General features: G+C 72.6%; 23 protein-coding genes and 1 riboswitch. Of the genes, 14 read left to right on the top strand and 9 right to left on the bottom strand.

The features are described from left to right. Positions 1-11 precede the first annotated feature (11 nt). The 9 genes from hpnD (at position 12) to ACF08W_RS01225 (ending at position 9,846) form a co-directional block, all read left to right on the top strand. Entirely contained in the window at positions 12-932 is a 921-nt protein-coding gene (gene hpnD / locus ACF08W_RS01185; protein ID WP_392277982.1) for a presqualene diphosphate synthase HpnD, read from the top strand. Positions 933-1,050: 118 nt separating this feature from the next. Then, positions 1,051-2,439: a hydroxysqualene dehydroxylase HpnE gene (gene hpnE, locus ACF08W_RS01190; protein WP_392277983.1), complete on the top strand. Its 1,389-nt coding sequence runs from the start codon at positions 1,051-1,053 to the stop codon at positions 2,437-2,439. Continuing rightward, a complete protein-coding gene (locus tag ACF08W_RS01195) occupies positions 2,436-3,539 on the top strand; it encodes a polyprenyl synthetase family protein (RefSeq protein ID WP_352274686.1) in 1,104 nt (367 codons plus the stop codon). The genes hpnE and ACF08W_RS01195 overlap by 4 nt, the downstream gene beginning before the upstream one ends. Positions 3,540-3,645: 106 nt before the next feature. Then, complete coding sequence (shc, locus tag ACF08W_RS01200) at positions 3,646-5,643, top strand: squalene--hopene cyclase (protein ID WP_392277984.1); 1,998 nt, start codon at positions 3,646-3,648, stop codon at positions 5,641-5,643. Further along, positions 5,643-6,302: a 1-hydroxy-2-methyl-2-butenyl 4-diphosphate reductase gene (locus ACF08W_RS01205; protein ID WP_385209097.1), complete on the top strand. Its 660-nt coding sequence runs from the start codon at positions 5,643-5,645 to the stop codon at positions 6,300-6,302. Before shc ends, ACF08W_RS01205 begins: the two co-directional genes overlap by 1 nt. A 5-nt stretch (positions 6,303-6,307) precedes the next feature. Continuing rightward, positions 6,308-7,327: an adenosyl-hopene transferase HpnH gene (hpnH, locus tag ACF08W_RS01210; RefSeq protein ID WP_352274683.1), complete on the top strand. Its 1,020-nt coding sequence runs from the start codon at positions 6,308-6,310 to the stop codon at positions 7,325-7,327. Positions 7,328-7,581: 254 nt separating this feature from the next. Then, complete coding sequence (locus ACF08W_RS01215; protein ID WP_392277985.1) at positions 7,582-8,979, top strand: aspartate aminotransferase family protein; 1,398 nt, start codon at positions 7,582-7,584, stop codon at positions 8,977-8,979. Positions 8,980-9,041: 62 nt separating this feature from the next. Beyond that, the gene (locus tag ACF08W_RS01220; protein WP_352274681.1) at positions 9,042-9,647 is read left to right on the top strand and encodes an XRE family transcriptional regulator; all 606 of its coding nucleotides are present in this window, start codon (positions 9,042-9,044) and stop codon (positions 9,645-9,647) included. 31 nt (positions 9,648-9,678) lie between these two features. Continuing rightward, positions 9,679-9,846 (top strand): DUF6126 family protein, encoded by a 168-nt coding sequence (locus tag ACF08W_RS01225; protein ID WP_352274680.1) that lies wholly within the window; start codon positions 9,679-9,681, stop codon positions 9,844-9,846. A 10-nt stretch (positions 9,847-9,856) separates the two neighbouring features. Here ACF08W_RS01225 and ACF08W_RS01230 read toward each other — a convergent pair whose 3' ends face one another. Continuing rightward, positions 9,857-10,669 (bottom strand): tyrosine-protein phosphatase, encoded by an 813-nt coding sequence (locus ACF08W_RS01230; protein WP_392277986.1) that lies wholly within the window; start codon positions 10,667-10,669, stop codon positions 9,857-9,859. Positions 10,670-10,894: 225 nt separating this feature from the next. Between ACF08W_RS01230 and ACF08W_RS01235 the strand changes: the two genes are divergently transcribed. From ACF08W_RS01235 to ACF08W_RS01245, 3 genes are all read left to right on the top strand, one after another. Next, positions 10,895-12,991, top strand: a complete 2,097-nt coding sequence (locus ACF08W_RS01235) for an alpha-galactosidase (protein WP_392277987.1) — start codon at positions 10,895-10,897, stop codon at positions 12,989-12,991. Between the two features lie 295 nt (positions 12,992-13,286). Beyond that, positions 13,287-13,443: riboswitch (cyclic di-AMP (ydaO/yuaA leader) on the top strand. A gap of 3 nt (positions 13,444-13,446) precedes the next feature. Further along, complete coding sequence (locus ACF08W_RS01240; protein ID WP_392277988.1) at positions 13,447-14,352, top strand: peptidoglycan DD-metalloendopeptidase family protein; 906 nt, start codon at positions 13,447-13,449, stop codon at positions 14,350-14,352. Positions 14,353-14,516: 164 nt separating this feature from the next. Further along, a complete protein-coding gene (locus ACF08W_RS01245) occupies positions 14,517-15,362 on the top strand; it encodes an SGNH/GDSL hydrolase family protein (protein ID WP_366299397.1) in 846 nt (281 codons plus the stop codon). Between the two features lie 54 nt (positions 15,363-15,416). Here ACF08W_RS01245 and ACF08W_RS01250 read toward each other — a convergent pair whose 3' ends face one another. The 6 genes from ACF08W_RS01250 to ACF08W_RS01275 are packed head-to-tail and all read right to left on the bottom strand — an operon-like array spanning position 15,417 to position 21,591. Then, a complete protein-coding gene (locus ACF08W_RS01250; protein WP_392277989.1) occupies positions 15,417-16,292 on the bottom strand; it encodes an STM4011 family radical SAM protein in 876 nt (291 codons plus the stop codon). Between the two features lie 8 nt (positions 16,293-16,300). Beyond that, the gene (locus tag ACF08W_RS01255) at positions 16,301-17,677 is read right to left on the bottom strand and encodes an STM4012 family radical SAM protein (RefSeq protein ID WP_392277990.1); all 1,377 of its coding nucleotides are present in this window, start codon (positions 17,675-17,677) and stop codon (positions 16,301-16,303) included. Beyond that, the gene (locus ACF08W_RS01260) at positions 17,674-18,489 is read right to left on the bottom strand and encodes an STM4013/SEN3800 family hydrolase (RefSeq protein WP_352274673.1); all 816 of its coding nucleotides are present in this window, start codon (positions 18,487-18,489) and stop codon (positions 17,674-17,676) included. Before ACF08W_RS01260 ends, ACF08W_RS01255 begins: the two co-directional genes overlap by 4 nt. 37 nt (positions 18,490-18,526) lie before the next feature. After that, positions 18,527-19,681 (bottom strand): STM4014 family protein, encoded by a 1,155-nt coding sequence (locus ACF08W_RS01265; RefSeq protein WP_385209122.1) that lies wholly within the window; start codon positions 19,679-19,681, stop codon positions 18,527-18,529. Continuing rightward, positions 19,662-20,630 (bottom strand): STM4015 family protein, encoded by a 969-nt coding sequence (locus ACF08W_RS01270; protein WP_392277991.1) that lies wholly within the window; start codon positions 20,628-20,630, stop codon positions 19,662-19,664. Before ACF08W_RS01270 ends, ACF08W_RS01265 begins: the two co-directional genes overlap by 20 nt. Positions 20,631-20,637: 7 nt before the next feature. After that, entirely contained in the window at positions 20,638-21,591 is a 954-nt protein-coding gene (locus tag ACF08W_RS01275; RefSeq protein ID WP_385209128.1) for an STM4015 family protein, read from the bottom strand. Between the two features lie 191 nt (positions 21,592-21,782). Here ACF08W_RS01275 and ACF08W_RS01280 point away from each other — a divergent pair, with 191 nt between their 5' ends. Both ACF08W_RS01280 and ACF08W_RS01285 read left to right on the top strand, forming a co-directional pair. After that, on the top strand, positions 21,783-22,109 hold the full coding sequence (locus ACF08W_RS01280) for a hypothetical protein (protein ID WP_352274669.1): 327 nt from the start codon (positions 21,783-21,785) through the stop codon (positions 22,107-22,109). A 94-nt stretch (positions 22,110-22,203) separates the two neighbouring features. Beyond that, positions 22,204-23,205: a DUF6745 domain-containing protein gene (locus ACF08W_RS01285; protein WP_392277992.1), complete on the top strand. Its 1,002-nt coding sequence runs from the start codon at positions 22,204-22,206 to the stop codon at positions 23,203-23,205. 49 nt (positions 23,206-23,254) lie between these two features. Here ACF08W_RS01285 and ACF08W_RS01290 read toward each other — a convergent pair whose 3' ends face one another. Together ACF08W_RS01290 and ACF08W_RS01295 are read right to left on the bottom strand one after the other, a co-directional pair. After that, a complete protein-coding gene (locus tag ACF08W_RS01290; protein ID WP_352274827.1) occupies positions 23,255-23,845 on the bottom strand; it encodes a TetR/AcrR family transcriptional regulator in 591 nt (196 codons plus the stop codon). Between the two features lie 104 nt (positions 23,846-23,949). Beyond that, on the bottom strand, positions 23,950-24,513 hold the full coding sequence (locus ACF08W_RS01295) for a carboxymuconolactone decarboxylase family protein (protein ID WP_385209136.1): 564 nt from the start codon (positions 24,511-24,513) through the stop codon (positions 23,950-23,952). Between the last annotated feature and the right edge of the window lie 149 nt (positions 24,514-24,662).

Below are 24,662 nucleotides of genomic sequence, written 5' to 3' on the forward strand. Positions count from 1 at the left end.
AGACGACGTACATGTCGGCACCGGTACAGGCCGCATACAGTTACTGCGAGGCGGTCACCGGACAGCAGGCGCGTAACTTCGCCTACGGGATCAGGCTGCTGCCGACCGAGAAGCGGCAGGCCATGTCGGCGCTGTACGCCTTCTCCCGCCGGGTCGACGACATCGGCGACGGCGCGCTCGACCCGGAGACCAAGCGGGTCCGGCTGGAGAGCACCCGCACGGTCCTGGACCGGATCCGCGACGGAGCGGTCGACGAGGACGACACCGACCCGGTGGCCGTCGCGCTCGCCGACGCCGCGCGCCGCTTCCCGCTGCCGCTCGGCGGGCTCGACGAGCTCATCGACGGTGTGCTGATGGACGTGCGTGGAGCGACCTACGAGACCTGGGACGACCTCAAGGTCTACTGCCGCTGCGTCGCGGGCGCCATCGGCCGCCTGAGCCTGGGCGTCTTCGGGACCGAACCCGGCGCGCCCGGCGCCGAACGGGCCGCGGAGTACGCCGACACCCTCGGCCTCGCGCTCCAGCTCACCAACATCCTGCGCGACGTCCGCGAGGACGCGGGCAACGGGCGCACCTACCTGCCCGCCGACGACCTCGCCAAGTTCGGCTGCTCGGCCGGCTTCCACGGCTCCGTGCCCCCGCCCGGTTCCGACTTCGCGGGGCTGGTCCACTTCGAGGTGCGGCGGGCCCGCGCCCTGTTCGCCGAGGGGTACCGGCTCCTGCCCATGCTGGACCGGCGCAGCGGGGCCTGCGTGGCGGCCATGGCGGGCATCTACCGGCGGCTGCTGGACCGGATCGAGCGCGACCCCGCGGCCGTGCTGCGCGGCCGGGTCTCGCTGCCGGGACACGAGAAGGCGTACGTCGCCGTCCGCGGTCTGTCGGGCCTCGACGCCCGGCACGTCTCCCGGCGCACCGCCAGGGGGCGCGTCTGATGCGCCGTGAGGACATCTCGCGCACCATGTGCATCACGGAGAACCGGCCGTGCCGACGATCAACCCCGTGCCGCGACGGCGCGTCCCTGACTGAAGTGACCCGGCGGAAGGAGAAGCCATGACGCACGACGCACCGGCGACCGCCCGCGCGGTCGTGGTCGGCGGCGGGCTCGCCGGTATCACCGCGGCCCTGCGCCTCGCCGACGCCGGGCTTGACGTGACCCTGCTCGAAGGGCGGCCCCGGCTCGGCGGTCTCGCCTTCTCCTTCCGGCGCGGCGAACTGACGATCGACAACGGGCAGCACGTCTATCTGCGCTGCTGCACCGCCTACCGCTGGTTCCTCGACCGGGTCGGCGGCGCCCACCTCGCGCCGCTCCAGGACCGGCTGGACGTACCCGTGCTCGACGTCGGGCGCCCCTCGGGCCCCCGACTCGGCCGGCTGCGCCGCAACGGCCTGCCGGTCCCCTTCCACCTGGCCGCCGGGCTGGCCGGCTACCCGCACCTCTCGCTCGCCGAGCGGGCGAGCGTCGGACGCGCCGCGCTGGCGCTCGGCCGGCTCGACCTGGACGACCCCGCCCTCGACACCGTCGACTTCGGCAGCTGGCTCGCGCGGCACGGCCAGTCGCCGCGCACCGTCGAGGCCCTGTGGGACCTGGTCGGCGTCGCCACGCTCAACGCCACCGCGCCCGAATCCTCGCTGGCGCTCGCCGCGAAGGTCTTCAAGACCGGCCTCCTTTCCGAGCCCGGCGCCGCCGACATCGGCCTGCCCCGCGTACCGCTGGGCGAGGTGCACGACACGCTGGCGCGCAAGGCCCTCGACGCGGCTGGGGTCCGCACCGAACTGCGGACCAAGGCCACCGGCCTCACCCGCACGGCGGAAGGCCGGTGGACGGTGCTGATCGGCGGCGAACACATCGAGGCGGACACCGTCGTCCTCGCCGTCCCGCAGCACGAGGCGCACGGCCTGCTCCCCGAGGGCGCGCTCGACGACCCCGACCGGCTGCTCGCCATCGGCACCTCGCCGATCCTCAACGTGCACGTCGTCTACGACCGCAAGGTGCTGCGCCGCCCGTTCTTCACCGCGCTCGGCTCCCCGGTCCAGTGGGTCTTCGACCGTACGGACGCCTCCGGGCTCACCGGCCCCGGTCAGTACCTCGCGGTCTCCCAGTCCGCCGCGGGCGACGAGATCGACCTGCCTGTCGCCGAGCTGCGCGCCCGCTACCTGCCCGAGCTGGAGCGGCTGCTGCCCGCCGCCCGCGGGGCCGGCATCCGGGACTTCTTCGTCACCCGGGAGCGTACGGCGACCTTCGCCCCCACCCCGGGCGTGGGCCGGCTGCGACCGGGCGCCCGAACCCGGCTGCCCGGCCTCGGCCTGGCCGGGGCGTGGACGGCCACCGGCTGGCCCGCCACGATGGAGGGCGCCGTCCGCAGCGGATCCAGCGCGGCGGACGTCGCGCTCCGGGCGCTCGGCCGCACCCATGAACATCCGCTGCAGGAGGCGGCATGAGCAGTACCACCGGAACAAGAGGAGAGTCAGTGACCCCGGCGAATACGGCTTCCGACACCGTGGCCGACACCACGGATGTCACCGCGCTTCTGGAGCGTGGACGAGCCCTTTCCGCTCCGGTGCTCCGGGCCGCCGTCGACCGGCTCGCACCGCCCATGGACACCGTCGCCGCCTATCACTTCGGCTGGATCGACGCCCACGGGCGGCCCGCGGACGGCGACGGCGGAAAGGCCGTCCGCCCGGCCCTCGCCCTGCTGTCCGCGGAGGCCGCCGGTGCCGCCCCCGAGGCGGGCGTCCCCGGCGCCGTCGCCGTCGAACTGGTGCACAACTTCTCGTTGCTGCACGACGACCTGATGGATGGCGACGAACAGCGCCGCCACCGCGACACGGTCTGGAAGGTCCACGGCCCCGCCCAGGCCATCCTGGTCGGCGACGCGCTCTTCGCCCTGGCGAGCGAGGTCCTGCTGGAGCTCGGCACCGTCGAGGCGGGCCGCGCCACCCGCCGGCTGACCACGGCCAGCCGCAAGCTCATCGACGGCCAGGCCCAGGACATCTCGTACGAGCACCGCGAGCGGGTCACCGTCGAGGAGTGCCTGGAGATGGAGGGCAACAAGACCGGCGCCCTGCTCGCCTGCGCCTGCTCGATCGGCGCGGTGCTCGGCGGCGCCGACGACCACACCGCCGACACCCTGGAGGCGTACGGCTACCACCTCGGTCTCGCCTTCCAGGCCGTCGACGACCTGCTCGGCATCTGGGGCGACCCCGAGTCGACCGGCAAGCAGACCTGGAGCGACCTGCGCCAGCGCAAGAAGTCGCTGCCGGTCGTCGCCGCGCTGGCCGCGGGCGGTCCGGCGTCGGAGCGGCTGGGCGAACTGCTCGCCGCCGACGCCAAGAGCAGCGATTTCGACAGCTTCTCCGAAGAGGAGTTCGCCGCCCGCGCGGCGCTCATCGAGGAGGCGGGCGGCCGCGACTGGACCGCCCAGGAGGCCCGTCGGCAGCATGCGGTCGCCATCGAGGCGCTGCACCGCGTCGACATGCCGCAGACCGTGCGGGCGCAGCTCACGGCGCTCGCGGACTTCGTCGTCGTACGAAAGAGATGATGACCATCTGGTCCATATGACTCGCAGTCGCCGGCCGGTGCCCTGACAGGCACCGGCCGACGGAGACCCCAGCACAGCAGAGGACCTACTGCACGAAGGGGAAGCCATGACAGCGACGACCGACGGAAGCACCGGGGCCGTGAACTCCCGGGCGGCCTCGGCCAGTGAACCGACCGACACAACCACCGCGGACGGCGTGTTCGACGCCGCGCGGCAGGCCGCGGAGCGCTCGGTGGAGCACCTCCTCGGCCGGCAGGACGAGCAGGGCTGGTGGAAGGGCGACCTCGCCACCAACGTCACGATGGACGCGGAGGACCTGCTGCTCCGCCAGTTCCTCGGCATCCAGGACCCCGACACGGTACGGGCCGCCGCCCTCTTCATCCGTGGCGAACAGCTCGGGGACGGCACCTGGGCCACCTTCCACGAAGGGCCCGGCGACCTCTCCGCCACCATCGAGGCGTACGTGGCCCTGCGGCTGGCCGGGGACCGGCCGGACGAACCGCACATGTCCCGCGCCTCGGCCTGGATCCGGGAACAGGGCGGGATCGCCGCCTCCAGGGTCTTCACCCGGATCTGGCTGGCCCTCTTCGGCTGGTGGAAATGGGACGACCTCCCCGAACTCCCGCCCGAGCTGATGTTCTTCCCCACGTGGGCGCCGCTCAACATCTACGACTTCGGCTGCTGGGCCCGCCAGACCATCGTGCCGCTCACCATCGTCTCGGCGAAGCGGCCGGTCCGCCCGGCCCCCTTCCCGCTCGACGAACTGCACACCGACGCCCGCAACCCCGCCCCGCCCCGCCGCCCCGCGCCGGCCACCAGCTGGGACGGCGTCTTCCAGCGCCTGGACAAGGCGCTGCACCTCTACCGCCGGATCGCCCCGCGCGGACTGCGCCGGGCCGCGATGAACACCGCGGTCCGCTGGATCATCGAGCGCCAGGAGAACGACGGCTGCTGGGGCGGCATCCAGCCCCCGGCCGTCTACTCCGTCATCGCCCTGCACCTGATGGGCTACGACCTCGGCCACCCGGTGATGCGCGCCGGGCTCGAATCGCTCGACCGGTTCGCGGTGTGGCGCGAGGACGGCTCCCGGATGATCGAGGCGTGCCAGTCGCCTGTGTGGGACACCTGCCTCGCCACCATCGCGCTCGCCGACGCCGGGGTCCGCGCCGACCACCCGGCCCTGGTGCGGGCCGCGGACTGGATGCTCGACGAGGAGATCGTCCGGCCCGGTGACTGGACCGTGCGCCGCCCCCGGCTCGAACCGGGCGGCTGGGCCTTCGAGTTCCACAACGACAATTACCCGGACATCGACGACACCGCCGAGGTGGTCCTCGCGCTGCGCCGGGTCCGCCACCCCGATCCGGCGAGGGTCGAGGCCGCGATCCGGCGCGGCGTGCGCTGGAGCGTCGGCATGCAGTCCCGCAACGGGGCCTGGGGCGCCTTCGACGCGGACAACACCAGCCCGTTCCCCAACCGCCTGCCGTTCTGCGACTTCGGCGAGGTCGTCGACCCGCCGTCCGCCGACGTCACCGGACACGTGGTGGAGATGCTCGCCGTCGAGGGGCGCTCCGGCCACCCCGTCACCCGGCGCGGCATCCGGTGGCTCCTGTCCGAACAGGAGGAGAGCGGCGCCTGGTTCGGCCGCTGGGGCGTCAACTACGTGTACGGCACGGGGTCGGTGGTCCCCGCGCTGGTGGCCGCCGGACTCCCGGGAACGCACCCGGCGATCCGGCGCGCGGTCGGCTGGCTGGAGTCCGTGCAGAACGACGACGGCGGCTGGGGCGAGGACCTGCGTTCCTACCAGGAGGAGAAGTGGATCGGCCACGGCGCCTCGACCGCCTCCCAGACGGCCTGGGCGCTGCTGGCGCTGCTGGCGGCGGGGGAGCGCGACGGCGAGGCCGTACGGCGGGGCGTCCGCTGGCTCTGTGAGACCCAGCGGGCGGACGGGTCCTGGGACGAGCCGTACTTCACCGGCACCGGGTTCCCGTGGGACTTCTCCATCAACTACCACCTCTACCGCCAGGTCTTCCCGCTCACCGCGCTCGGACGGTACGTGCACGGCGAACCCTTCGCCGACCGCCTGGCCGTCCCGAAGGGGGCCTGATGGCCGACGGGCCGAGGGTGCTCGCCCCCGCCGCTCCGCTGCTGATCGCCTGTGCGCTCGGCATCGAGCGGTTCGCCCTGAGCCGCGGCCGGGCCGGGGCGGGCGACGCCCCCGGCCCGGTCACCGTGCTCCGTACCGGCATGGGCCCCGAGGCGGCCGAAGCGGCCGTCGCACGGGCACTCGGCCGGGCCGGGGCGGCCGGGACGGCGGTCCTGGCCTCCGGGTTCTGCGCCGGGCTGCGGCCCGGGATGCGGCCCGGGGACCTGGTGGTCGCCGACGAGACCCGGGAGGCCGGGCGGTCGACGGCCTGCACCGGCACGGGCCTGCTGGTCGAGGCCCTGGCCAGGGCGGTGCCCGGTCGCACCGTCCACACCGGTCCGCTGGCCGGCTCCGACCATGTCGTACGCGGACATGAGCGGGCCGGTCTGCGCGCCACCGGGGCGATCGCGGTGGACATGGAGTCCGCCGCCACCCTGCGCACCGCCCTGCGCTCCGGGCCACGCCCGGTTGCCGCCGTACGGGTGGTCGTGGATGCTCCGGAGCATGAGCTCGTGCGCATCGGGACGATACGCGGTGGAATATCGGCTTTCCGTGTCCTCCGTGCCGTCCTGCCTGCTTTCTACGAATGGCACCGATCCTTGCTGCTCCCCAGGAGGTGAGCCAGATGGCCATGCCGCTCCGTCAGTCCATCAAGGTTGCTACGTATCTCATCGAACAGAAGATTCGTAAGCGGGACAAGTTCCCGCTCATTGTGGAACTGGAACCCCTGTTCGCCTGCAATCTCGCCTGCGAGGGCTGCGGGAAGATCCAGCACCCCGCGGGCGTGCTCAAACAGCGCATGCCGGTGGCGCAGGCCGTGGGCGCGGTGCTCGAGTCGGGGGCCCCGATGGTCTCCATCGCGGGTGGCGAACCGCTGATGCACCCGCAGATCGACGAGATCGTCCGGCAGCTCGTCGCGCGCAGGAAGTACGTCTTCCTGTGCACCAACGCGATGCTGATGCGGAAGAAGATGGAGAAATTCACTCCCTCGCCGTATTTCGCCTTTGCCGTGCACATCGACGGGCTGCGCGAACGCCACGACGAATCCGTGGCCAAGGAAGGTGTTTTCGACGAGGCGGTGGCGGCGATCAAGGAGGCCAAGCGGCGCGGCTTCCGGGTCACCACGAACTCCACCTTCTTCAACACCGACACCCCGCAGACCATCATCGAGGTCCTCAATTACCTCAACGACGACCTCAAGGTCGACGAAATGATGATCTCGCCCGCCTACGCCTACGAGAAGGCGCCCGTCCAGGACCACTTCCTGGGCGTGGAGCAGACCCGTGAACTCTTCAGGAAGGCGTTCGCGGGCGGCAACCGGTCCCGCTGGCGGCTGAACCACTCGCCGCTCTTCCTGGACTTCCTGGAGGGCAAGGCGGACTTCCCGTGCACGGCCTGGGCCATTCCGAACTACTCGCTGTTCGGCTGGCAGCGGCCCTGCTACCTGATGAGCGACGGGTACGTGCCGACGTACCGTCAGCTCATCGAGGAGACCGACTGGGACAAGTACGGCCGGGGCAAGGACCCGCGCTGCGACAACTGCATGGCGCACTGCGGCTACGAGCCCACCGCGGTGCTCGCCACCATGGGGTCGCTGAAGGAGTCCCTGCGCGCGGCGCGCGAGACGGTCTCCGGGAACCGCTGACGACGGGGCCGTGGACGGACCGGCGGCCCGGGACCACCACCCCGGGCCGCCGGTCCGGCGGTGTTCCCGGGCGGGGCCGCCCCCCCCGCACACGAGCAGAGAAGGGTACCCGGGCGTGACGATCCAGGAGTCCATCCGGACCCCGCGACGCCGCAGGCATTTGTCAGACACCCCCTGAGCCGGACCGGCGCCGCCCTCGCCGCCGCGCGGCCCCACGACGCCACCGAGGACCCCAGGAACGAGGAGAACGGGCGATGACGGACGACCGGCCCCAGGGCTTCGACCTGACACGGCTGCTGGCCGAGCGCGGCGCCGAACGCTACGAGCTGCACACCCGGCACCTCAACCACCAACTGCCCCGGATGCTGCACACCATCGGCTTCGACAAGGTCTACGAACGGGCCGAGGGCGCCCACTTCTGGGACGCGGAGGGCAACGACTACCTCGACATGCTCGCCGGCTTCGGCGTGATGGGCCTCGGGCGCCACCACCCCGTCGTCCGCAAGGCACTGCACGACGTGCTGGACGCCTCGCTGGCCGACCTGACCCGCTTCGACTGCCAGCCGCTGCCCGGACTGCTGGCCGAGCGGCTCCTCACGCACAGCCCGCACCTGGACCGGGTCTTCTTCGGCAACAGCGGCACCGAGGCGGTCGAGACGGCGCTGAAGTTCGCCCGCTACGCCACCGGCAGACCCCGCGTCCTGTACTGCGCCCACGCCTTCCACGGGCTCACGACGGGCTCCCTCTCGGTCAACGGCGAGAAGGGCTTCCGGGACGGCTTCGCACCGCTGCTGCCCGACACCGCCATCGCGCTCGGCGACCTCGACGCGCTCCGGCGCGAGCTGGCCCGCGGCGACGTGGCGGCCCTGGTCGTGGAGCCGATCCAGGGCAAGGGCGTCCACGCCGCGCCCCCCGGCTTCCTGCGCGAGGCGCAGGAGCTCCTCCACCGGCACAAGGCGCTGCTCATCGCCGACGAGGTGCAGACCGGCCTCGGCCGCACCGGCGACTTCTACGCGTACCAGCACGAGGAGGGCGTCGAGCCCGATCTCGTCTGCGTGGCCAAGGCGCTCTCCGGCGGTTACGTGCCGGTCGGCGCGACCCTGGGCAAGGACTGGATCTTCCGCCGCGTCTACTCCTCGATGGACCGGGTGCTGGTGCACTCCGCGAGCTTCGGTTCCAACGCCCAGGCGATGGCCGCCGGGCTCGCGGTGCTCGCGGTGATGGAGGACGAGGAGACCGTCGCCCACGCGCGCCGCACCGGCGACCTGCTGCGCGAGCGGCTGACCGCCCTGGTCGACCGGTACGAGCTGCTGCACGAGGTGCGCGGGCGCGGGCTGATGATCGGCATCGAGTTCGGCCGGCCGTCCTCGCTGAAGCTGCGCAGCCGCTGGACGATGCTCCAGGCGGCCCGCAAGGGGCTCTTCGCGCAGATGGTCGTGGTGCCGCTGCTCCAGAAGCACCGCATCCTCACCCAGGTCTCGGGCGACCACCTGGAGGTGATCAAGCTGATCCCGCCGCTGGTGATCGACGAGGCGGACGTCGACCGGTTCGTGGCGGCCTTCACCGAGGTGATGGACGACGCACACCGTGGGGGTGGGCTCATGTGGGACTTCGGGAGGACACTGGTGAAGCAGGCGGTGGCCAACCGCTGAGAGTTTTTGCCTCAGAGGTAAGAAATTTGCCTCTGAGGCAGGTCGCCTGGCCCAATGGGTACATGAATCCTCCCGAAGGAGGGGCGGCCGAGGAGCTGCCCGGTGTCGCGCCCCGCCTGCGCGACCTGCGCAGGAGTCGCGGCCTCACCCTGGAGAGCGCGGCGCAGCGGGCCGGGCTCTCGCCCGCCCATCTCTCCCGGCTCGAAACGGGCCGCCGTCAGCCCTCGCTGCCGATGCTCCTGGGCCTCGCCCGGATCTACGGCACGACCGTCTCCGAGCTCCTCGGTGAGATGCCCCCGGAGCGCGACGCGGTCATCCGGGGCGGTGCGTACGAGGGGGCCGAGGCCGACGGCTGGATGTACCGGCGGGCCGGTGGCTCCGGCCGGGCCATGCAGGCCCTCCGCGTCCGGGTCCCGCCCGGCGCCCAGGGCGAACTCGTCCGGGTCCACCCCGGCGAGGAGTGGCTCTACGTGCTGTCCGGGCACCTCCGCGTCTGGCTCGGGGACACCGTGCACGACCTCGCCCCCGGCGACAGCGCGCACTTCGACTCCCTCACCCCGCACCGGATCACGGCCACCGGCCGGGAGGGCGCCGAGCTCCTCTTCGTCCACACCCTGCTGCAGAGCCCCGCCGCCGAGCTGTGCCTCGGCGGCGGCATCCACCACTGAGACCGGTTCCCGGTCGCCAGAGAGGACCGTCATGTCCGATTCCGAGAACTACGACCCGCTCGGTTCCAGCAAGCACTACGAGGCCCAGGAGTCCCGGTTCCCGCGCGGCATCGTGATCCGGCTCATCGCCTATCTCGTCGCCGGTCACGTCGTCGCCGCCTTCCTCTACCTGCTGTTCGAGGTGGCCGGCAAGGGCTGAACGGCCCCGGTCACGCCCGGTCGAGGAGCCGGTCGCGCAGCCGCTCACGGGTCTCGGGGGCGAGACCGAGACCCTCGGAGAAGTACCGCTCCGTGGAGCCCCAGGTCTCCTCGATGGTGTCGAAGGCGGCGGCGAGATACTCGGCGCGGGCGCCGAAGAGCGGGTTCAGCAACTCCATGACCTCGGCCGACATCCCGGCGGGCGAGGTGTCGCTGCGACGTATCCGGTAGCGGCGGTGCGCGTCGTTGGACTTGAGGTAGTCGGCCTCGATGGCCTCGCGCTCGACCCCGACGGCCAGCAGCGACACCGCGATCGACAGCCCCGCCCGGTCCTTGCCCGCCGCGCAGTGCATCAGCGCGGGCACGCTGTCCTCGGCCAGGGCGTGCAGCACCCGGCCGTGCTCGGCGGTGCGCTCCCGGATGATCGACCGGTACGAGGCGACCATCCGGTCCACCCCCTTGCCGTCGCCGAGGACGGAACGCAGCTGGTCCATGTCGCCGTCCCGGACCATGCGCCAGAACTCCGCGCCGTCGGCCGGGTCGGAGAGCGGGATGCTCACGTTCCGCACGCCCGGCAGCTCCACGTCCGCGCCGTCGAGGCGGCGGTCGGCGGAGTTGCGGAAGTCGAAGACCGTGTGCAGCCCCAGGCCGCCCAGGAAGGCGGCGTCCTCGGTGGTGGCGTGCGCCAGGTGACCGCTGCGGAAGAGCCGCCCGTACCGCACCCGCCGGCCGTCCACGGTGGGCAGACCGCCCACGTCGCGGAAGTTGCGGACACCCGCCAGTTCGGGCTCCGTCGACGGTGTCTGCGGCAGCTGCTGCGTCACGGTTACTCCAGGAATGTCCGGCGCCGTCGTGGTCGTCGGCGGCACGACTGCCGCGACCCTACGGCATCGATTCCTCAGGCAACCATCTCGGGCCCCGGCTGTCGATACCCGGGCGAACCCGGGTCCGCCCGGCGGCCCGCCCAGCCGACGCGTCCCCCGAGGCACCGTTGCCCGCACCCTCCCGTCGGCCGATGATGTGCGGAACTGTCGGAAAATGGGGGCGCGATGATCGAGACGGGCCGTACCGGCCGCACCTGGCTGCTCACCGGCGAGAACAGCGGCTACGCACTGACTCTGACCGAACGGGACGAGCTGCTCCATCTGCACTGGGGCCCGAGGATCGGCCTCGCGGCCGCCGAGGCCCTGGCGGCCGTACCCGACCTCCTCCACCGGAGCTTCGAATCCCCCCTCGACGGCCACGAGGAGTACCCGGTCGAGGGCGGCCCCCGGTTCGTCCGCCCCGCCCTCTCGGTCCGCACCCCGCTCGTCCGCGGCACCGAGTGGACCTTCCGGGGTGCCGAGACCGACGGCGACGAACTGCGGATCGGCTTCACCGACGCCGTGCACCGGCTCGGCCTCACCCTGCACTACCGGATGCGGGACGACTCCGACGTCGTGGAGCGCTGGGCCACCGTCGCCCACACCGGCCCGGACGGCCCGCCGCTGGAACTGCTGCGCGCCGACGCGGCCGCCTGGTCGCTGCCCGCCCGGGACGGCTGGCGGATCAGCCGGCTGCACGGCCGCTGGTCGGCCGAGACCCGGATCGAGCGCGCGGAGCTGCTCCACGGCGAGAGCGTCATCTCCAGCAGACGCGGCCACACCGGCCACCAGTACCTGCCGTGGGCCGCGCTGGACGCCGACGGCGCGGCGACCGAGGAGAGCGGCGAGGTCTACGGCTGTGCGCTCGGCTGGTCCGGCTCCTGGCGGATCTGCGTGCAGCGGCTGCCCGACGGCCTCGTACAGATCACCGGCGGCGCGGGGCACGACGAGTCCGGACTGCTCCGGCTCGCCCCGGGGGAGTCGTACACCACGCCCGTCTTCGCCGGGCTCTGGAGCGATCAGGGTTTCGGCGGGGCCAGCCGGGCCTGGCACGCCTGGCAGCTGGCCCATGTGATCCCGGACGCCGGGACCCTTCGGCCGGTGCTCTACAACTCCTGGGAGGCGACCGGCTTCGACATCTCGCTGGACCAGCAGCGGACCCTGGCCCGGCGCGCCGCGGACATGGGGGTCGAGCTGTTCGTGGTGGACGACGCCTGGTTCGGGCGGCGGACCAGCGACCGGGCCGGGCTCGGCGACTGGACCCCGAACCCGGACCGGTTCCCCGGCGGGCTGAAGCCGCTCGCCGACGAGGTGCACGCACTCGGCATGCGGTTCGGCATCTGGGTCGAACCGGAGATGGTCAACCCCGACAGCGACCTCTACCGGGCGCACCCCGACTGGGTCCAGCACGTCCCCGGCCGGACCCGCACCGAGTACCGCAACCAGCTGGTGCTCAATCTGGCCCGGCCCGATGTCCGGGAGTACCTCTGGGAGCAGCTCGACGCACTGCTCTCCAGCACCCCCGTCGACTACGTGAAATGGGACTTCAACCGCTGTTTCACCGACCCCGGCTGGCCCGGTGAGGAGTACCCGCAGCGGATCTGGACCGCTCATGTGGACGCCCTGTACGCGCTGATCGACCGGCTCAGGGCCGCGCACCCCCACGTCGCCTTCGAGTCCTGCTCGGGCGGCGGCGGCCGGATCGACCTGGGCATCCTCTCCCGCACCGACCAGGTGTGGACCTCCGACAACACCGATCCGCTCGACCGGCTCGCCATCCAGGAGGGGTTCAGCCACCTCCACCCCGCCCGGGTGATGGCCGCCTGGGTCACCGACAGCCCGAACCGGCAGCTCAACGGCAGGGTCAGTTCGCTGCGTTTCCGGTTCGTGAGCGCCATGGCCGGAGTGCTCGGCATCGGCGGGAACCTCGCCGAATGGAGCGAGGAGGAGCTGGCCGAGGCGCGTGGCTGGGTGGATCTCTACAAGGAGATCCGCCCCGTGGTGCAGCAGGGCGCGCTGTACCGGCTGCGCGAACCGCGCGGCGGACTCAGCGCCGTCCAGTACGTACACGGCGAGGAGACCGTGGTGCTGATGTGGCTGGAGGCCCAGCGGTACGGGGAGCGCCCGCCGGCCCTGCGGCTGCGCGGGGTCGACCCCGCGGCCACGTACACCTGCCAGGACACCGGGGCGGTCCACCACGGATCGGTCCTGCTCCACCGGGGGCTGCACACCGGCCTCCGGGGCGATCTCGACGCGCGGGTGCTGCGCCTGCGACGGGACTGACCGCCCCGCCATGTCCGTAATGCGCACTTTTTACGAACATCTCCCGCTTATAAGAGGGATGGCCGGTGCCCCGTGAGCGGGATCATATTCGTGACGGTGTGTGGCGGCGGGCGGGACGGGAATTCCGTTCGCCGCGCGGAACAACAAGATCCGTAATCCACGGAGGGTGACCGGAATTCCCTACCGAATTCCCGAAAAGGAATACCGGCGGGGAACCCGGTGCTTGTTCTCGCCGTCCCGGCTCGCTTACGGTCACCGCATTCCGGACGGCCCGCCCAATCCTGCCGCCGACCGGAATTCACATCCACTTATCGCGTGGCAGGAGCGGGGGAACCAGGTAGGCCGCTGGCCGGAGAGATCCGGACGGCTCGGGGTGAAGTCGCACACCGTGCGGCCGGGCATCTCCAGCCCGAACCCGACAGCTCACCTCGCAGGCGCCGGAGAGGAAAGACGCCATGCCCATCACGGGTAAGCACCGCCGTCCCAAGATCGGCCCCATCGCTCGCGGTTTCGCCGCGGTCAGCACCGGTGGCGCCGTCATCGCACTGCCGCTGCTCGGTGCCACCGGCGCCCACGCCGCCGACCAGGCCGCCGCGCCGGAGCAGGCCCCCGTCGCGCACACCGCGCCGAAGGCCGCCCCGCAGTCCGCGCCCACCACGTACTCCGTCGTCCCCGGCGACTACCTGTCGAAGATCGCGGCCGAGCACCACGTCGCGGGCGGCTGGCAGAAGCTGTACCAGGACAACCGCGAGGTCGTCGGCAAGAACCCCAGCCTGATCCTCCCCGGGATGAAGCTGACCCTCGGCGCCGCCGCCGTCGGTACGGCCGCTCCCACCGGTGCGGCCGCGCCGTCGAAGGCCGCCCCGGCCGCCGAGCAGCCCGCCCCGGCGGCCCCGGCCGCCAAGGAGGCCCCGGCCCCGGCCACCAAGGAGGCCCCGGCCACCGAGAACACCGGCTCCGGCTACGTCCACCCGGTCCCCGGCAGCCACACCACCAATTACCGGGCCTCCGGCTCCAACTGGTCCAGCGGCAGCCACACCGGCATCGACTTCCCCGTCTCCACCGGCACCGGCGTCAAGGCCATCACCTCCGGCACCGTCGTCACCGCCGGCTGGGGCGGCGCCTACGGCAACCAGGTCGTCGTCAAGCACGCCGACGGCCACTACTCGCAGTACGGCCACCTGTCCTCCCTCTCCGTCTCGGCGGGCCAGTCCGTGAGCGCCGGCCAGCAGGTCGGCCTCTCGGGCGCCACCGGCAACGTCACCGGCCCGCACCTCCACTTCGAGGTCCGCACCGGTCCCGAGTACGGTTCGGACATCGACCCGATCGCCTACCTGGCCTCGCACGGCATCTACGTCTGAGCGTGACCCGGAGCAGGACGAAGGAAGGGGCGGTGCGCGGTGGCGCACCGCCCCTTCCGCCTATTCCCCCTTTGCCAAAAACTGACCGGGTGGCCTATGTCACCACCCGTCAACCCTTTATTACGGTCGCGTAGGTCACATTCGACGGTGCAGGATAAGCGCTTGTGGCAGACGATTCGAGAAAAATGCAGCGTGGCGTCAACAACCGACAGGGCGTCATCGGGTCGTACGCGGCGATCGGCGACAGCTTCACCGAGGGAGTCGGTGACCCCGGCCCGGACGGAACATTCGTCGGCTGGGCGGACCGGTTCGCGGTACTTCTCGCGGACCAACTCCCGGACCCCGATACGGCACACGACGCCGAAGGACCCGCACACCCGGAATTCCGATACGCCAATCTCGCCGTACGCGGACGTCTCCTCGACCAGATCGTCGAGGAGCAGGTGCCGCGTGCCAAGGAGCTCGCCCCCGACCTGGTGAGCTTCTGCGCGGGGGGCAACGACATCATCCGGCCGGGCACCGACCCCGACGACGTGGCCGAACGCTTCGAGCGCGCCGTCGCCGAACTCACCGGCGCGGTCGGCACGGTCATGGTCACCACCGGCTTCGACACCCGGGGCATCCCCGTCCTGCGCCATCTCCGCGGGAAAGTCGCGACGTACACCGCCCATGTGCGGGCCATCGCCGACCGCTACGACTGCCCGGTCCTGGACCTGTGGTCGCTGCGGTCCGTCCAGGACCGGCGCGCCTGGGACGACGACCGGCTCCACCTGTCGCCGGAGGGGCACACCAGGGTCGCGCTGCGCGCCGCCCAGGTCCTCGGCATCGACGTACCGGCCGACCCCGACCAGGAATGGCCCCCGCAGGCCCAGCGCGGCACCCTGGAGGTCCGGCGCGACGACATCCACTGGGCGCGCGAGCACCTGGTGCCGTGGATCGGGCGGCGGCTGCGCGGCGAGTCGTCCGGCGACCACGTCGAGGCCAAGCGCCCCGACCTGCTGCCGCTGTAGCCCCGCGGACCCGCTCCCGACGCACCGCGGCCGCCCGGCGGACGTGGCCGAAGCTCAGCCACGCCCGCCGGGCAGCCGCGGAGAGGCGGGTATCCGCTCCAGCACCCCGCCCGCGAAGACGTCGTACAGCGGCAGCGTCTCCAGGTGCACATAGCCGATGTGGCAGTCGCAGACCGCCAGCGGGCAGGCGCGCGGCCGCAGCGCCCGCCGGTAGCTCCCGTCGTAGAGATTGCCGAGCGGCGCCGGGACGAAATGGCAGCGCCGCACGGTGCCCTCCCCGTCCACCGAGATCACCGACTCACCGGTCCGGCACGGCAGCCCGGCCGAGCGGTGCGGATCACGGCTGTACGGGAAGAGCGGATCGATCGCCGTCCAGCGGTCCGCCTCCGCGTCGGTGTAGCGGTGGCCCTCCGCCGCGTTCACCCAGAGATAGACCTCCCCGGGCAGCGCGGCCCGCAGCCGCCGCGCCTCCTCCATGTGGGCGTCCAGCCCGACGATCCCGACGCTGTGCCGGATCCCGAGCGCGCCGAGCTCCCCGCACTTGGCGAGGAACCGCTCGTACGGCGTCTGCCCCGGGTGGTACGTGCACCACAGGGCGATCTTCTCCCGCCCCGCCGCTCCGGCCTCGGCCAGCCAGCCCGTACGGCTGCTCAGATTGGTCTGGATCGCCACCCGGGCCACGTGCGGCAGCCCCGCCAGCTCCACCAGTGCCCGGCGGTACCAGGAGCGGACCAGGCCCTCGCCCCACGGCGTGAACAGCACCGAGATCCGGTCGCCGGTCTGCTCCGCCACCCACGCCGTGAACCGCTCCAGCGCCGCCCGGTCGGCCCGCAACTGCTCCCGGCTGTCGCGCCGCTTGGCGAACGGGCAGTACGGGCAGTCGTAGTCGCACGAGGCCAGCGGGCCCCGGTACAGGATCGTCAGCTCCATCGACGCGCTCACTTCAGCTCGTACGCGGCCATCGCGGCGCGCACGGCGGGTGAGAAGAGCTCCGGGCCCAGGGCGTCGGAGTGGGCCAGGCCCTCGGGGGACAGACGCAGCAGCCCCGACGCCCCGGCCGAGGTGTCCAGCCAGCCGCGCGCCTCGAACACGGCGAGCTCCTCGGGGAAGTCCGCGCCGGGCGAGGTGCCGAACCGCTCCTCGTACTCGGCCAGGGCCAGCCCCTCGGCCTGGAGCACCGACTGCAGGAGATGGCGGCGGCGCGCCTCGTCCCCGTCCACGTACCGCCCGACCTCGGCGCGGGAGAAGTCCTCGGTGGCGGTGTAGCCGTCGATGATCGCCCGCACCTCCCGCATCTCCACCGCGTAGTCGAAGGAGTAGTGCAGGGCCGTGGTGTACGAGCGGGCGCCGCAGCCCAGGCCGATCATGCCGTCGGTCTGGCAGGCGTAGTCGTCCGGACCCTCCGCACGCGGGGCGTCGGCGCGGCGGAACATCCGCATCGAGACCTGCTCGTAGCCGTGCGCCAGGAGGTGGTCGCGGCCCGCCCGGTACAGCCTCAGCCGCTGCTCGTCCCAGGCCGCGTCCGCCGCCCCCTCGTCGGTGCCGAGCCGTCCCAGACCGGTCAGTGGGCGCACGTACAGCGGGTAGAGGTACAGCTCCTCCGGCCGCCAGGCCAGCGCCGCGTCCAGCGAGGCGCGCCAGCTCTCCTCGGTCTGGCCGTCGATGCCGTAGATCAGGTCGATGTTGAGGACCGGGATGGCGGTCTCGCGTATCCGGCCCAGTGCCGACTCCACCTCGGCCCGACGCTGCGGGCGCACCGCGGCCCGCGCCTCCGACTCGACGAAGCTCTGCACCCCGATGCTGATCCGGGTGGTACCGCGGTCGGCGAGGACGGCCAGCCGGTCGGCCGTCGCGGTCGACGGCGAGGTCTCGACCGACAGTGGCACGGACCGCAGATCGGCGCCCATCCGCTTCTCCGCGATGTCGCAGAGCCGTTCCAGCTCGGCCGCCGTCAGGAACGTGGGCGTACCACCGCCGAAAGCGGCGGCGGCGAACCGCACGGGCTCCTCGTCGCCGAGCGCGTCCCGGACCGCGAGGGCCTGCCGCTCCAGCGCGTCGAGGTAGCGGGTCGTCAGCTCGTCGGGCGCGCCGATCCGGGTGAAGAGGTTGCAGAAGCCGCAGCGGACCTCGCAGAACGGTATGTGGAGATAGAGCGAGAGCGCGTCCTTGCGCTCACCGGCCCACAGCTCGCGCAGCCCGGGCCGCCCGGCCAGCGGCCGGTAGGCGGTCTTGTGCGGGTAGGCGTAGACATAGCTCTGGTACGGCCGGACGGCGGACGCGGCAGGCGTGGTCGATGCCGATGTGGTGCGGCTCATCGTGCGGAGGCCCCCGGTTCCAGGAAGAAGTGCGCGTACGGAACGGTCCACACGGACGGGTGGCCGAGGCGGTGACCGGTGTAGCCGTCGTCCCCGTAGGCCGTGCCGTGGTCCGAGCAGACGATGGCGAAGCAGCGGCGGCGGCTGCTCGCGGCCGCGAAGAGCCGGCCGATGTGGGCGTCGACGTACTCCAGGGCGGCGGCGTGCGTGGCGCGGGAGTCGCCCGCCTCGCGGGTGGCCCCCGGCCGGTGGAACCAGTTGGGCTGGTGCAGCGCGGACACATTGACGAAGAGGAACAGCCGCTGCTCCGCGGGGAGCCGGGCGACGACCTGCTCGGCGCGGGCCACCTGCGCCTCGAACGAGGTGGGCGAGGCCACACCGAACTCCGGCTCCCAGTGGCTCTCCTGGAACATCCCGGGCAGCACGGAACCGAGCGCCGCCTGCTTGTTGAAGAAACCGACCCCGCCGATGCACACCGTGCGGTAGCCGACGCCCGCCAGACCGGAGACCAGGTCCGGCGTGTCGAACACGAAGGTGTCCGAGGCCGTCGACTCGCTGCCCGCGAACCGCGCCGCGAAGAGCCGGGGATGCGGCCCCTGACCCGTCGGCGTCGGCAGGAAACCGGCGAACATCGCCTGGTGGGAGGCGTACGTGAAGCTTCCCGGCGCATGCCGCTCCTCCCAGGCACCGCCCGGCAGATGGCGGGCCAGATTCGGGATGCGGCCGGCGGCGGCGAGCTCCGCCGCCACGTCGTGGCGCAGGGTGTCGAGGGTGACGAACAGCAGGTCGTGGCTGCCCACGATCCGGCTCATGTCGGGATTTCCGGCGGACTCGGGGGAGCGCTCGGTGTCAGACGGTGGCGGTTGCACGGTGGTTCCTTGCTCTGTTCATGACGGCGGCGACCTGCGCCGCGTAGGTGTCCAGGCCCTCGGCGCCGCTGCCGTCGAGGCCGGTCAGCCGGGGCAGCAGATCACCGAAGGCGTTGACCTCACCGACGGCGAAGCGCCGCCAGCCGGCCGAGGGCAGCAGGTCGACGCCCACGCACAGGGTGTCCGGGAAGCAGGCGGCGGCCCGCTCGCACACGGCCAGGGCCTCGCTCCACCTGCTTCCCGCCGCTTCGACGGCGGCGCGGACCCGGCCGAGGTCGCCGCGCTCACCGCCGAGGTGGAGGTTGGTCAGGGGGGAGCGGCTGGTACGCGCGACGGCATGCGTGGCCCGGCCCGCCACCACCACGACCCGCAGGTCCGTGGCCCGGCCGCCGAGGGTGGCCTTGGGCAGCCAGCGCTCGACGTGCAGCCCCTCCGGCGCGAGGGCGTCGACGACCGCCGCGACCTCCCGCTCCGTCGTCAGACGGCGGAGCCGGAGCGAGTTGAAGAGCCGGCCGGAGGCGTCGCGCTCCACCGAGGTGGTCGCCCTGATCCGGCCGGGCCCGGCCGTCTCCACGGCCAGCACCCCGGAGGCGGACGAGCCGTGCGCCGGCTTCACGAAGACCCTGGGCATGCCGTGCTCCGCCATCCGGCCGCGGATGTCCGCCCAGCCCCGCACCACGGGGGCCGCGGCCCCCGAGGTCGGCGAGGCCGGGACCGGCACCCCGGCCCCGGCCAGCACCGCGTGGCAGAGCCGCTTGTCGAACAGCACCGCCACCTCGCCGGGGCCGTCGAGAAGGGTGGCCCCGGCATCCGCCGCGGCCCGCGCCACCTCCCGTACCGCCCGGGTGAAACCGGCGTACCAGGCGGCGCCGCCCTCGACCCTGGTCGGGTCGTCGACCTTCCGGAGCAGCCGCTCCACCTCGGCGTCCTCACCGGGGGAGTCCAGCCGCACGGTCTCCCCGGGCAGGAAGACCGCCTCGCCCCGCAGCACCGAGGACCAGGGCACCACCCGCGCCGCCGGCAGTCCGGCGGCGCGCACGGCGTCCTGGAAGAGCGTGACCCGGCGGTTGCCGGGCACCCCCACGACGGCGAAACGGGGTGACGGACCGGCCGCGCTACTCGTCGATGGCGACATAGCGGTGGCCGTCCTCGTCGTCGTCCCAGTCGGCGTCGTCGATGTCGTCGTTCAGCCGGTCGGGACCGAGCAGCTCCCTCAGCCGCTCCACCAGCGGCTCGCTCATGTAGTGGTGGTGCAGGTCCAGCGAGGCCAGATGGGTGAGCGGCTGTCCCCGCAGCAGCGCCTCGGCGCCCTCGTCGCCCAGCGTGCCCATCGAGAGGGCGAGCGACTCCAGCTGGGCGACCACCGGCGCGGAGGCCACGGCCGCCGCGATCTCGTCCTGGATCTCGCTGTTCTGCAGCCCCAGGTGGCGCAGGGCGGGAAAACCGGCGCCGGACAGGAACGGGGCCAGGTCCGCCACCCCGGCGTCCCCGCCGTACTCCTCGACGCCGAGCCAGAGTTCGAGCCGCTCCAGCGCCGGGAGCTCGGAGGCGCCGACCGCCCGTACGACCGGGGCGGGAAGCCCGCCCGACTCGAACCGGAGCGTCTTGAGGGCCTTGTGCCGCACCGGCCGCAGCGCCAGGGACGTCCGCTCGCCGTACTGCTGCCCGCAGCCGCGCACCACGAGCTCCTCCAACTGCCCGAACGCCTCGACCACCGGCGTGATGTCGCACATCTCCAGCCACGACAGCTCGCACTCCTCGCTGACGACATCGGCGAGGAAGAGCGCCCGCAGGGCCGGGAAGCGGTCGGCGTCGGCGGCCAGCAGCTCGACGACCGGTGTGAAGGACGCGTACTCCTCCTGCCACCAGGCGCCGATGACCAGGGCCCGCACCCGCGTCGTGTCGACCGTGCCGGTGAAGTGCCGCCACAGCGCTTCGAAGGTCAGGTCGCCCTGCCAGGCGCTCTCCAGCCGCCAGGCGACCGCAGCGGCCTCCGGGAGCACGCCGCCGGAGGACTCACCGGGGCGGGGAAAAGTGTGGACGGGCAGGCCGTGGAACGTTTCGGGGTGATCGATACCGGTCATCGCCGCCTCACTCCGCGACCGAGGTGTAGCGGCCCTCGACGCCCCCGTCACCCCAGGGTGTCTCGCGCTCCGACACGTCGACCCGCACCCCGTGCGGCTCCAGCGCCGCCACGATCCGGCGCTCCACCGGCTCGGTCATGAAGTGATGATGCAGATCGAGCTGTTCGAGATGGGTCAGCGGCTGGCCCTCCAGCAGCGCCGCCGCACCCTCGTCGCCCAGGGTGCCGTCCGACAGGCCGAGCACGCGCAGCCGGGCGACCACCGGGGCGCTCGCCACCGCCGAGGCGATCTCGTTCTGCAACTCGCTGTTGCGCAGCCCGAGATGGGTGAGGAGGGGGAACCGGGTGCCGGAGAGGAGCGGCGCCAGGTCGGCCACGTCGGCGTCGCCCCCGTAGGCGGAGACACCCAGCCAGAGGTCCAGCCGCTCCAGCGCGGGCAGTTCACTGTCCAGCACGCCCCGGACCACACCGACCGGCAGCCCACCGCTCTCGATCGTCAGCGACCGCAGCCGCTCGTGCTTCACGGCCGGGAACAGCAGCCCCGTCCCGCCGCGCACCCCCAGCTCGACCAGGGCGGGGAAGGCGGTCAGCAGCGGCGTGACGTCGTCGTGCTCGATCCAGGAGATCTCGCTCTCCTCCATCGTCATGTCACCGAGGAAGATCGCCTCCAGCGACGTGAGCCGGTCGGCGGCGGCGACGAGCCGCTCGACCACGTAAGACGAACTGTTGTCGTACGCCTCGCCCCACTGACCGACGACCAGCGCCCGCACCCCGGCCGGATCGACCTTCTCCAGGAACGCCTTGAAGGCGTCGTCCCAGGTCACCTCGTCGTCCTCGTACGGATCGACGGAGATCCGCCAGGCGGCCGCCCCGGCGGCCTGCTCGGGCGCCGCCCCCGACGTGTGCGGGAAATCGACAACGGGAAGGCCGAGCAATTCCTGCAGATGGTCCACACCGGACATGACGCTGAACTCCTGGTACTGGAGGACGACTGATGTGCACAAGGTTTATCAAGCCCCACTGACAACGCCGCGACCGGGACGGCACGAGCGCCCGTCCGGGGCGGACCGGCCGCCGACGATTGTCAGACCCCCGCCGTAGCGTCTTCTGCGTGGCCGGCACAGCGGGTGCGGCCCGGCGAGGGGAGAGGTCTGTGTACAGGCAGGGCGACGTACTGATCGTGTCGGTGGAGGAGTCGGCGGTTCCCGCGCACCTGGTGGAGGCGCCGGGCGAGCCGAGGGACGGCCGCGGCCGCATGGTCCTCGCGCTCGGCGAGGTCACCGGCCACGCCCACGCGGTGCAGGGACCGGGCCGGCTGATGCGGGAGGCGGGCCCGTTCGGCCCCATGCTGCTCCACCTCCCCGAGGGCGGCCGGGTGGTCCACGAGGAGCACGCGACGATCCCCCTCTCCAAGGGCTGGTACCGCGTGGTGCGCCAGCGGGAGTACGCGCCCGGGGCGGTCCGCATCGTCGCGGACTGACCGCGCGCACGGCCCGCGGCACCACCGGCCGGGCCGAAGTCACCACACCGAACACCGAAGACACCACACCGAACACAGGGGACGGGAAAGACCGATGCAGTACGTGGACTCATGGCGGACCGTGGCAGCGGCGACCGGCGCGGCGGACCGGGCCGCCGCGGAGGACGGGATCCGGCTCGCCTACCGGAGCGCGGGGCTGGCGGAACCGGAGCGGATCGTCTGGGCCGACTCGCCCAGGGCCGCCGTGGAGGCCGTCGGAAAGCTCGTCGACGCCGGACGTTCGGTCCGCGACGAGGTGCGCACCCACCCCTGGGCGCGGGAGCGCCGCCGGATGTACGACGAACTGGGCCCGGCGGGCTGGTCCGCGCTGTGGTCCGCCACCGGCGCCCAGCTCTGGGAGACCACCGCGGCCCTCGCCGACCGGATCAGGTCGGGCGTCGTCGCGGACCTGGCCCGGCGCCCCGAGGACGAGACCGGTGTCCGGCTGGTCCTGCTCGACGCGGTCCTGGGCCAGCACGACGCGGCCTGGCTCGCCGCCTTCGACGGGAGGGGCGGCCGGCTCGACGGCCTGGCGGCGGTGGCTCGGCACGCGGGCTGGTGGTGGCCCTACGAGCGCGCCGTGGTGATCAGCGAGCGGCCGCAGGAGCTGTACCGGGACGAGGCGGGCCGACTCGACCGGGGAGACGGCCCGGCGCTCGCCTACCGTGACGGCTTCGCCCTGTACGCCTGGCGCGGCATGCCGGTGCCCGCCGAGTTCCTGGAGGAGCTGAACTCCCTCACCCCGAAGCGGATACGCGAGGAGGAGAACGCGGAACTGCGCCGCGTGATGCTGGAGTTCTACGGCTACGACCGCTACCTCACCGAGTCCGGCGCGGAGCCGGTCCACCGCGACGAGACGGGTGTCCTGTGGCGGATCGCGATGAACGGCGACGAGGACGTGGTGATGGTCGAGGTGGTCAACTCCACCCCGGAGCCGGACGGTACGCACCGGGTCTACTGGCTGCGGGTGCCGCCCGGCACCAGGACGGCGAAGGACGGTGTGGCGTGGACCTTCGGGCTGGCGGGCGAGGCCTACGCCCCGGTGCGCCAGACCTGACCGGGGCGGTCCGGGAGCGGCACAGCTGTCCGGCGCGGGCCCGGGAGGGTCAGGCCGTCAGGGCCGCGCGATCGATACCGAGTTCACGGGCGAGCGCCTCGTCGGTCCAGGCCAGCATCGTGGCCCGGGAGAGGGGGCCGGCGTACGCGGTCGTCTGCACGGCCAGGCCGTCCAGCAGGGCGGTCAGCCGCCAGGCCGCGGACATCGGGTCGTCGCAGTGGAACTCCCCGGCGGCGGCGCCCTCCTCGATGACCTCGGCGAGTTCGGCCTTCCACTGCTGGTCGAGATCGCCGGCCACATTGCGCAGCGCCGGATCACGCAGCGAGGCGGCCCAGCCCTCGATCCACAGCCGCCAGCCCTTGGCCCGGCCGGTCGGCGCGTACCAGCGGACGGCGGCGCGCAGCCGCCGGACCGCGCTGGTGCGCCGGCCGAGCAGCTTGCGCAACTGGGCGAGGTCGGCCTCGGCGGCATGCGCGAAGGCCGCCGCCACGAGCTTCTCCTTCGTCGAGAAGTGGTAGAGCACAAGCGCGTTGCTCACACCGAGGACGGAGGCCACGTCGGCGATCCGGACGGCGGCGACCCCCCGCACCTCGATCTGCTCGACGGCGGCGCGCAGAAGTTCCTCACGCCGTTCCGCCACACTCAAGCGCACTCTTGCCACGCCGTCACCCTAACGAATATGCCAGGAGCGGGAAGACCGGGGGCGGAGCGGCGCACGCCCCGTCGCCGGTCCGCCCGGCCGGCTCACCGGTTCGCGGGCCGGCCCACCTCGCAGCTGTCCTTGAAGCCCTGGCTGGTCAGGCCCAGGGCGGAGTTCGTCCGGGAGCGCATGTTCTCCACCGCGACCATGGTCGTGAGTTCGATGAACGCCGCCTCGCCGAGCGCGCCCCGCAGCCGCTCGGCCAGATCGTCCGCCACCTCCGGCGGGGTGAGGCTCATCGCCTCCGCGTACGCCATGACGTCGCGTTCCAGCGGGGCGAACACCTCGCTCTCCCGCCACGCCGGGACATCGCGCAGCTTGGCCGGGTCCATGCCGTGGCGGTGGTTCTCCCAGTACCCGAAGTCCATGCACCAGCCACAGCCGATGGTGGCCGCGGACGCCATCACCGCGAGTGCCTTGAGCTGCGGGTCCAGCTTCTTCCAGCGGCCGGCCGACAGTTCGAGACGCGACTGGGCCCACAGCACCCCGGTGTGGTGGGCGGCGGCCCGCAGCGGGTCGAGGACCTTGCCGTACGCGCGCCTCGAGTACCACGACACGGCGCGGAAGAGGAGCGTACGGGGCGGGTCGAGCGGGATACGGGCGGTCATGACCGGTCTCCTTCGGTACGGCTCGGACACCGCCGGTGAGGTCGCGGGGACCGTGCCGACGGCTGCTTGCACCGATGCGACGGACGGGACACCCGCGGATGTGACATGCCGGACCGCCGGACCCGGAATCCTGGCACCGGCCCGCACGT

Source organism: Streptomyces sp. NPDC015144 (assembly GCF_043079735.1).
GTDB lineage: Bacteria > Actinomycetota > Actinomycetes > Streptomycetales > Streptomycetaceae > Streptomyces.

Coding starts and splice junctions, on each gene's coding strand:
- ACF08W_RS01235 (WP_392277987.1), top strand. CDS start 10,895: ATGATCGAGACGGGCCGTACCGGCCGCACCTGGCTGCTCACCGGCGAG.
- ACF08W_RS01255 (WP_392277990.1), bottom strand. CDS start 17,677: ATGAGCCGCACCACATCGGCATCGACCACGCCTGCCGCGTCCGCCGTC.
- hpnH (WP_352274683.1), top strand. CDS start 6,308: ATGGCCATGCCGCTCCGTCAGTCCATCAAGGTTGCTACGTATCTCATC.
- ACF08W_RS01260 (WP_352274673.1), bottom strand. CDS start 18,489: ATGAGCCGGATCGTGGGCAGCCACGACCTGCTGTTCGTCACCCTCGAC.
- ACF08W_RS01295 (WP_385209136.1), bottom strand. CDS start 24,513: ATGACCGCCCGTATCCCGCTCGACCCGCCCCGTACGCTCCTCTTCCGC.
- hpnE (WP_392277983.1), top strand. CDS start 1,051: ATGACGCACGACGCACCGGCGACCGCCCGCGCGGTCGTGGTCGGCGGC.
- ACF08W_RS01205 (WP_385209097.1), top strand. CDS start 5,643: ATGGCCGACGGGCCGAGGGTGCTCGCCCCCGCCGCTCCGCTGCTGATC.
- ACF08W_RS01275 (WP_385209128.1), bottom strand. CDS start 21,591: ATGTCCGGTGTGGACCATCTGCAGGAATTGCTCGGCCTTCCCGTTGTC.
- ACF08W_RS01285 (WP_392277992.1), top strand. CDS start 22,204: ATGCAGTACGTGGACTCATGGCGGACCGTGGCAGCGGCGACCGGCGCG.
- ACF08W_RS01195 (WP_352274686.1), top strand. CDS start 2,436: ATGAGCAGTACCACCGGAACAAGAGGAGAGTCAGTGACCCCGGCGAAT.
- ACF08W_RS01215 (WP_392277985.1), top strand. CDS start 7,582: ATGACGGACGACCGGCCCCAGGGCTTCGACCTGACACGGCTGCTGGCC.
- ACF08W_RS01220 (WP_352274681.1), top strand. CDS start 9,042: ATGAATCCTCCCGAAGGAGGGGCGGCCGAGGAGCTGCCCGGTGTCGCG.
- hpnD (WP_392277982.1), top strand. CDS start 12: ATGTCGGCACCGGTACAGGCCGCATACAGTTACTGCGAGGCGGTCACC.
- ACF08W_RS01225 (WP_352274680.1), top strand. CDS start 9,679: ATGTCCGATTCCGAGAACTACGACCCGCTCGGTTCCAGCAAGCACTAC.
- ACF08W_RS01240 (WP_392277988.1), top strand. CDS start 13,447: ATGCCCATCACGGGTAAGCACCGCCGTCCCAAGATCGGCCCCATCGCT.
- shc (WP_392277984.1), top strand. CDS start 3,646: ATGACAGCGACGACCGACGGAAGCACCGGGGCCGTGAACTCCCGGGCG.
- ACF08W_RS01250 (WP_392277989.1), bottom strand. CDS start 16,292: ATGGAGCTGACGATCCTGTACCGGGGCCCGCTGGCCTCGTGCGACTAC.
- ACF08W_RS01265 (WP_385209122.1), bottom strand. CDS start 19,681: ATGTCGCCATCGACGAGTAGCGCGGCCGGTCCGTCACCCCGTTTCGCC.
- ACF08W_RS01270 (WP_392277991.1), bottom strand. CDS start 20,630: ATGACCGGTATCGATCACCCCGAAACGTTCCACGGCCTGCCCGTCCAC.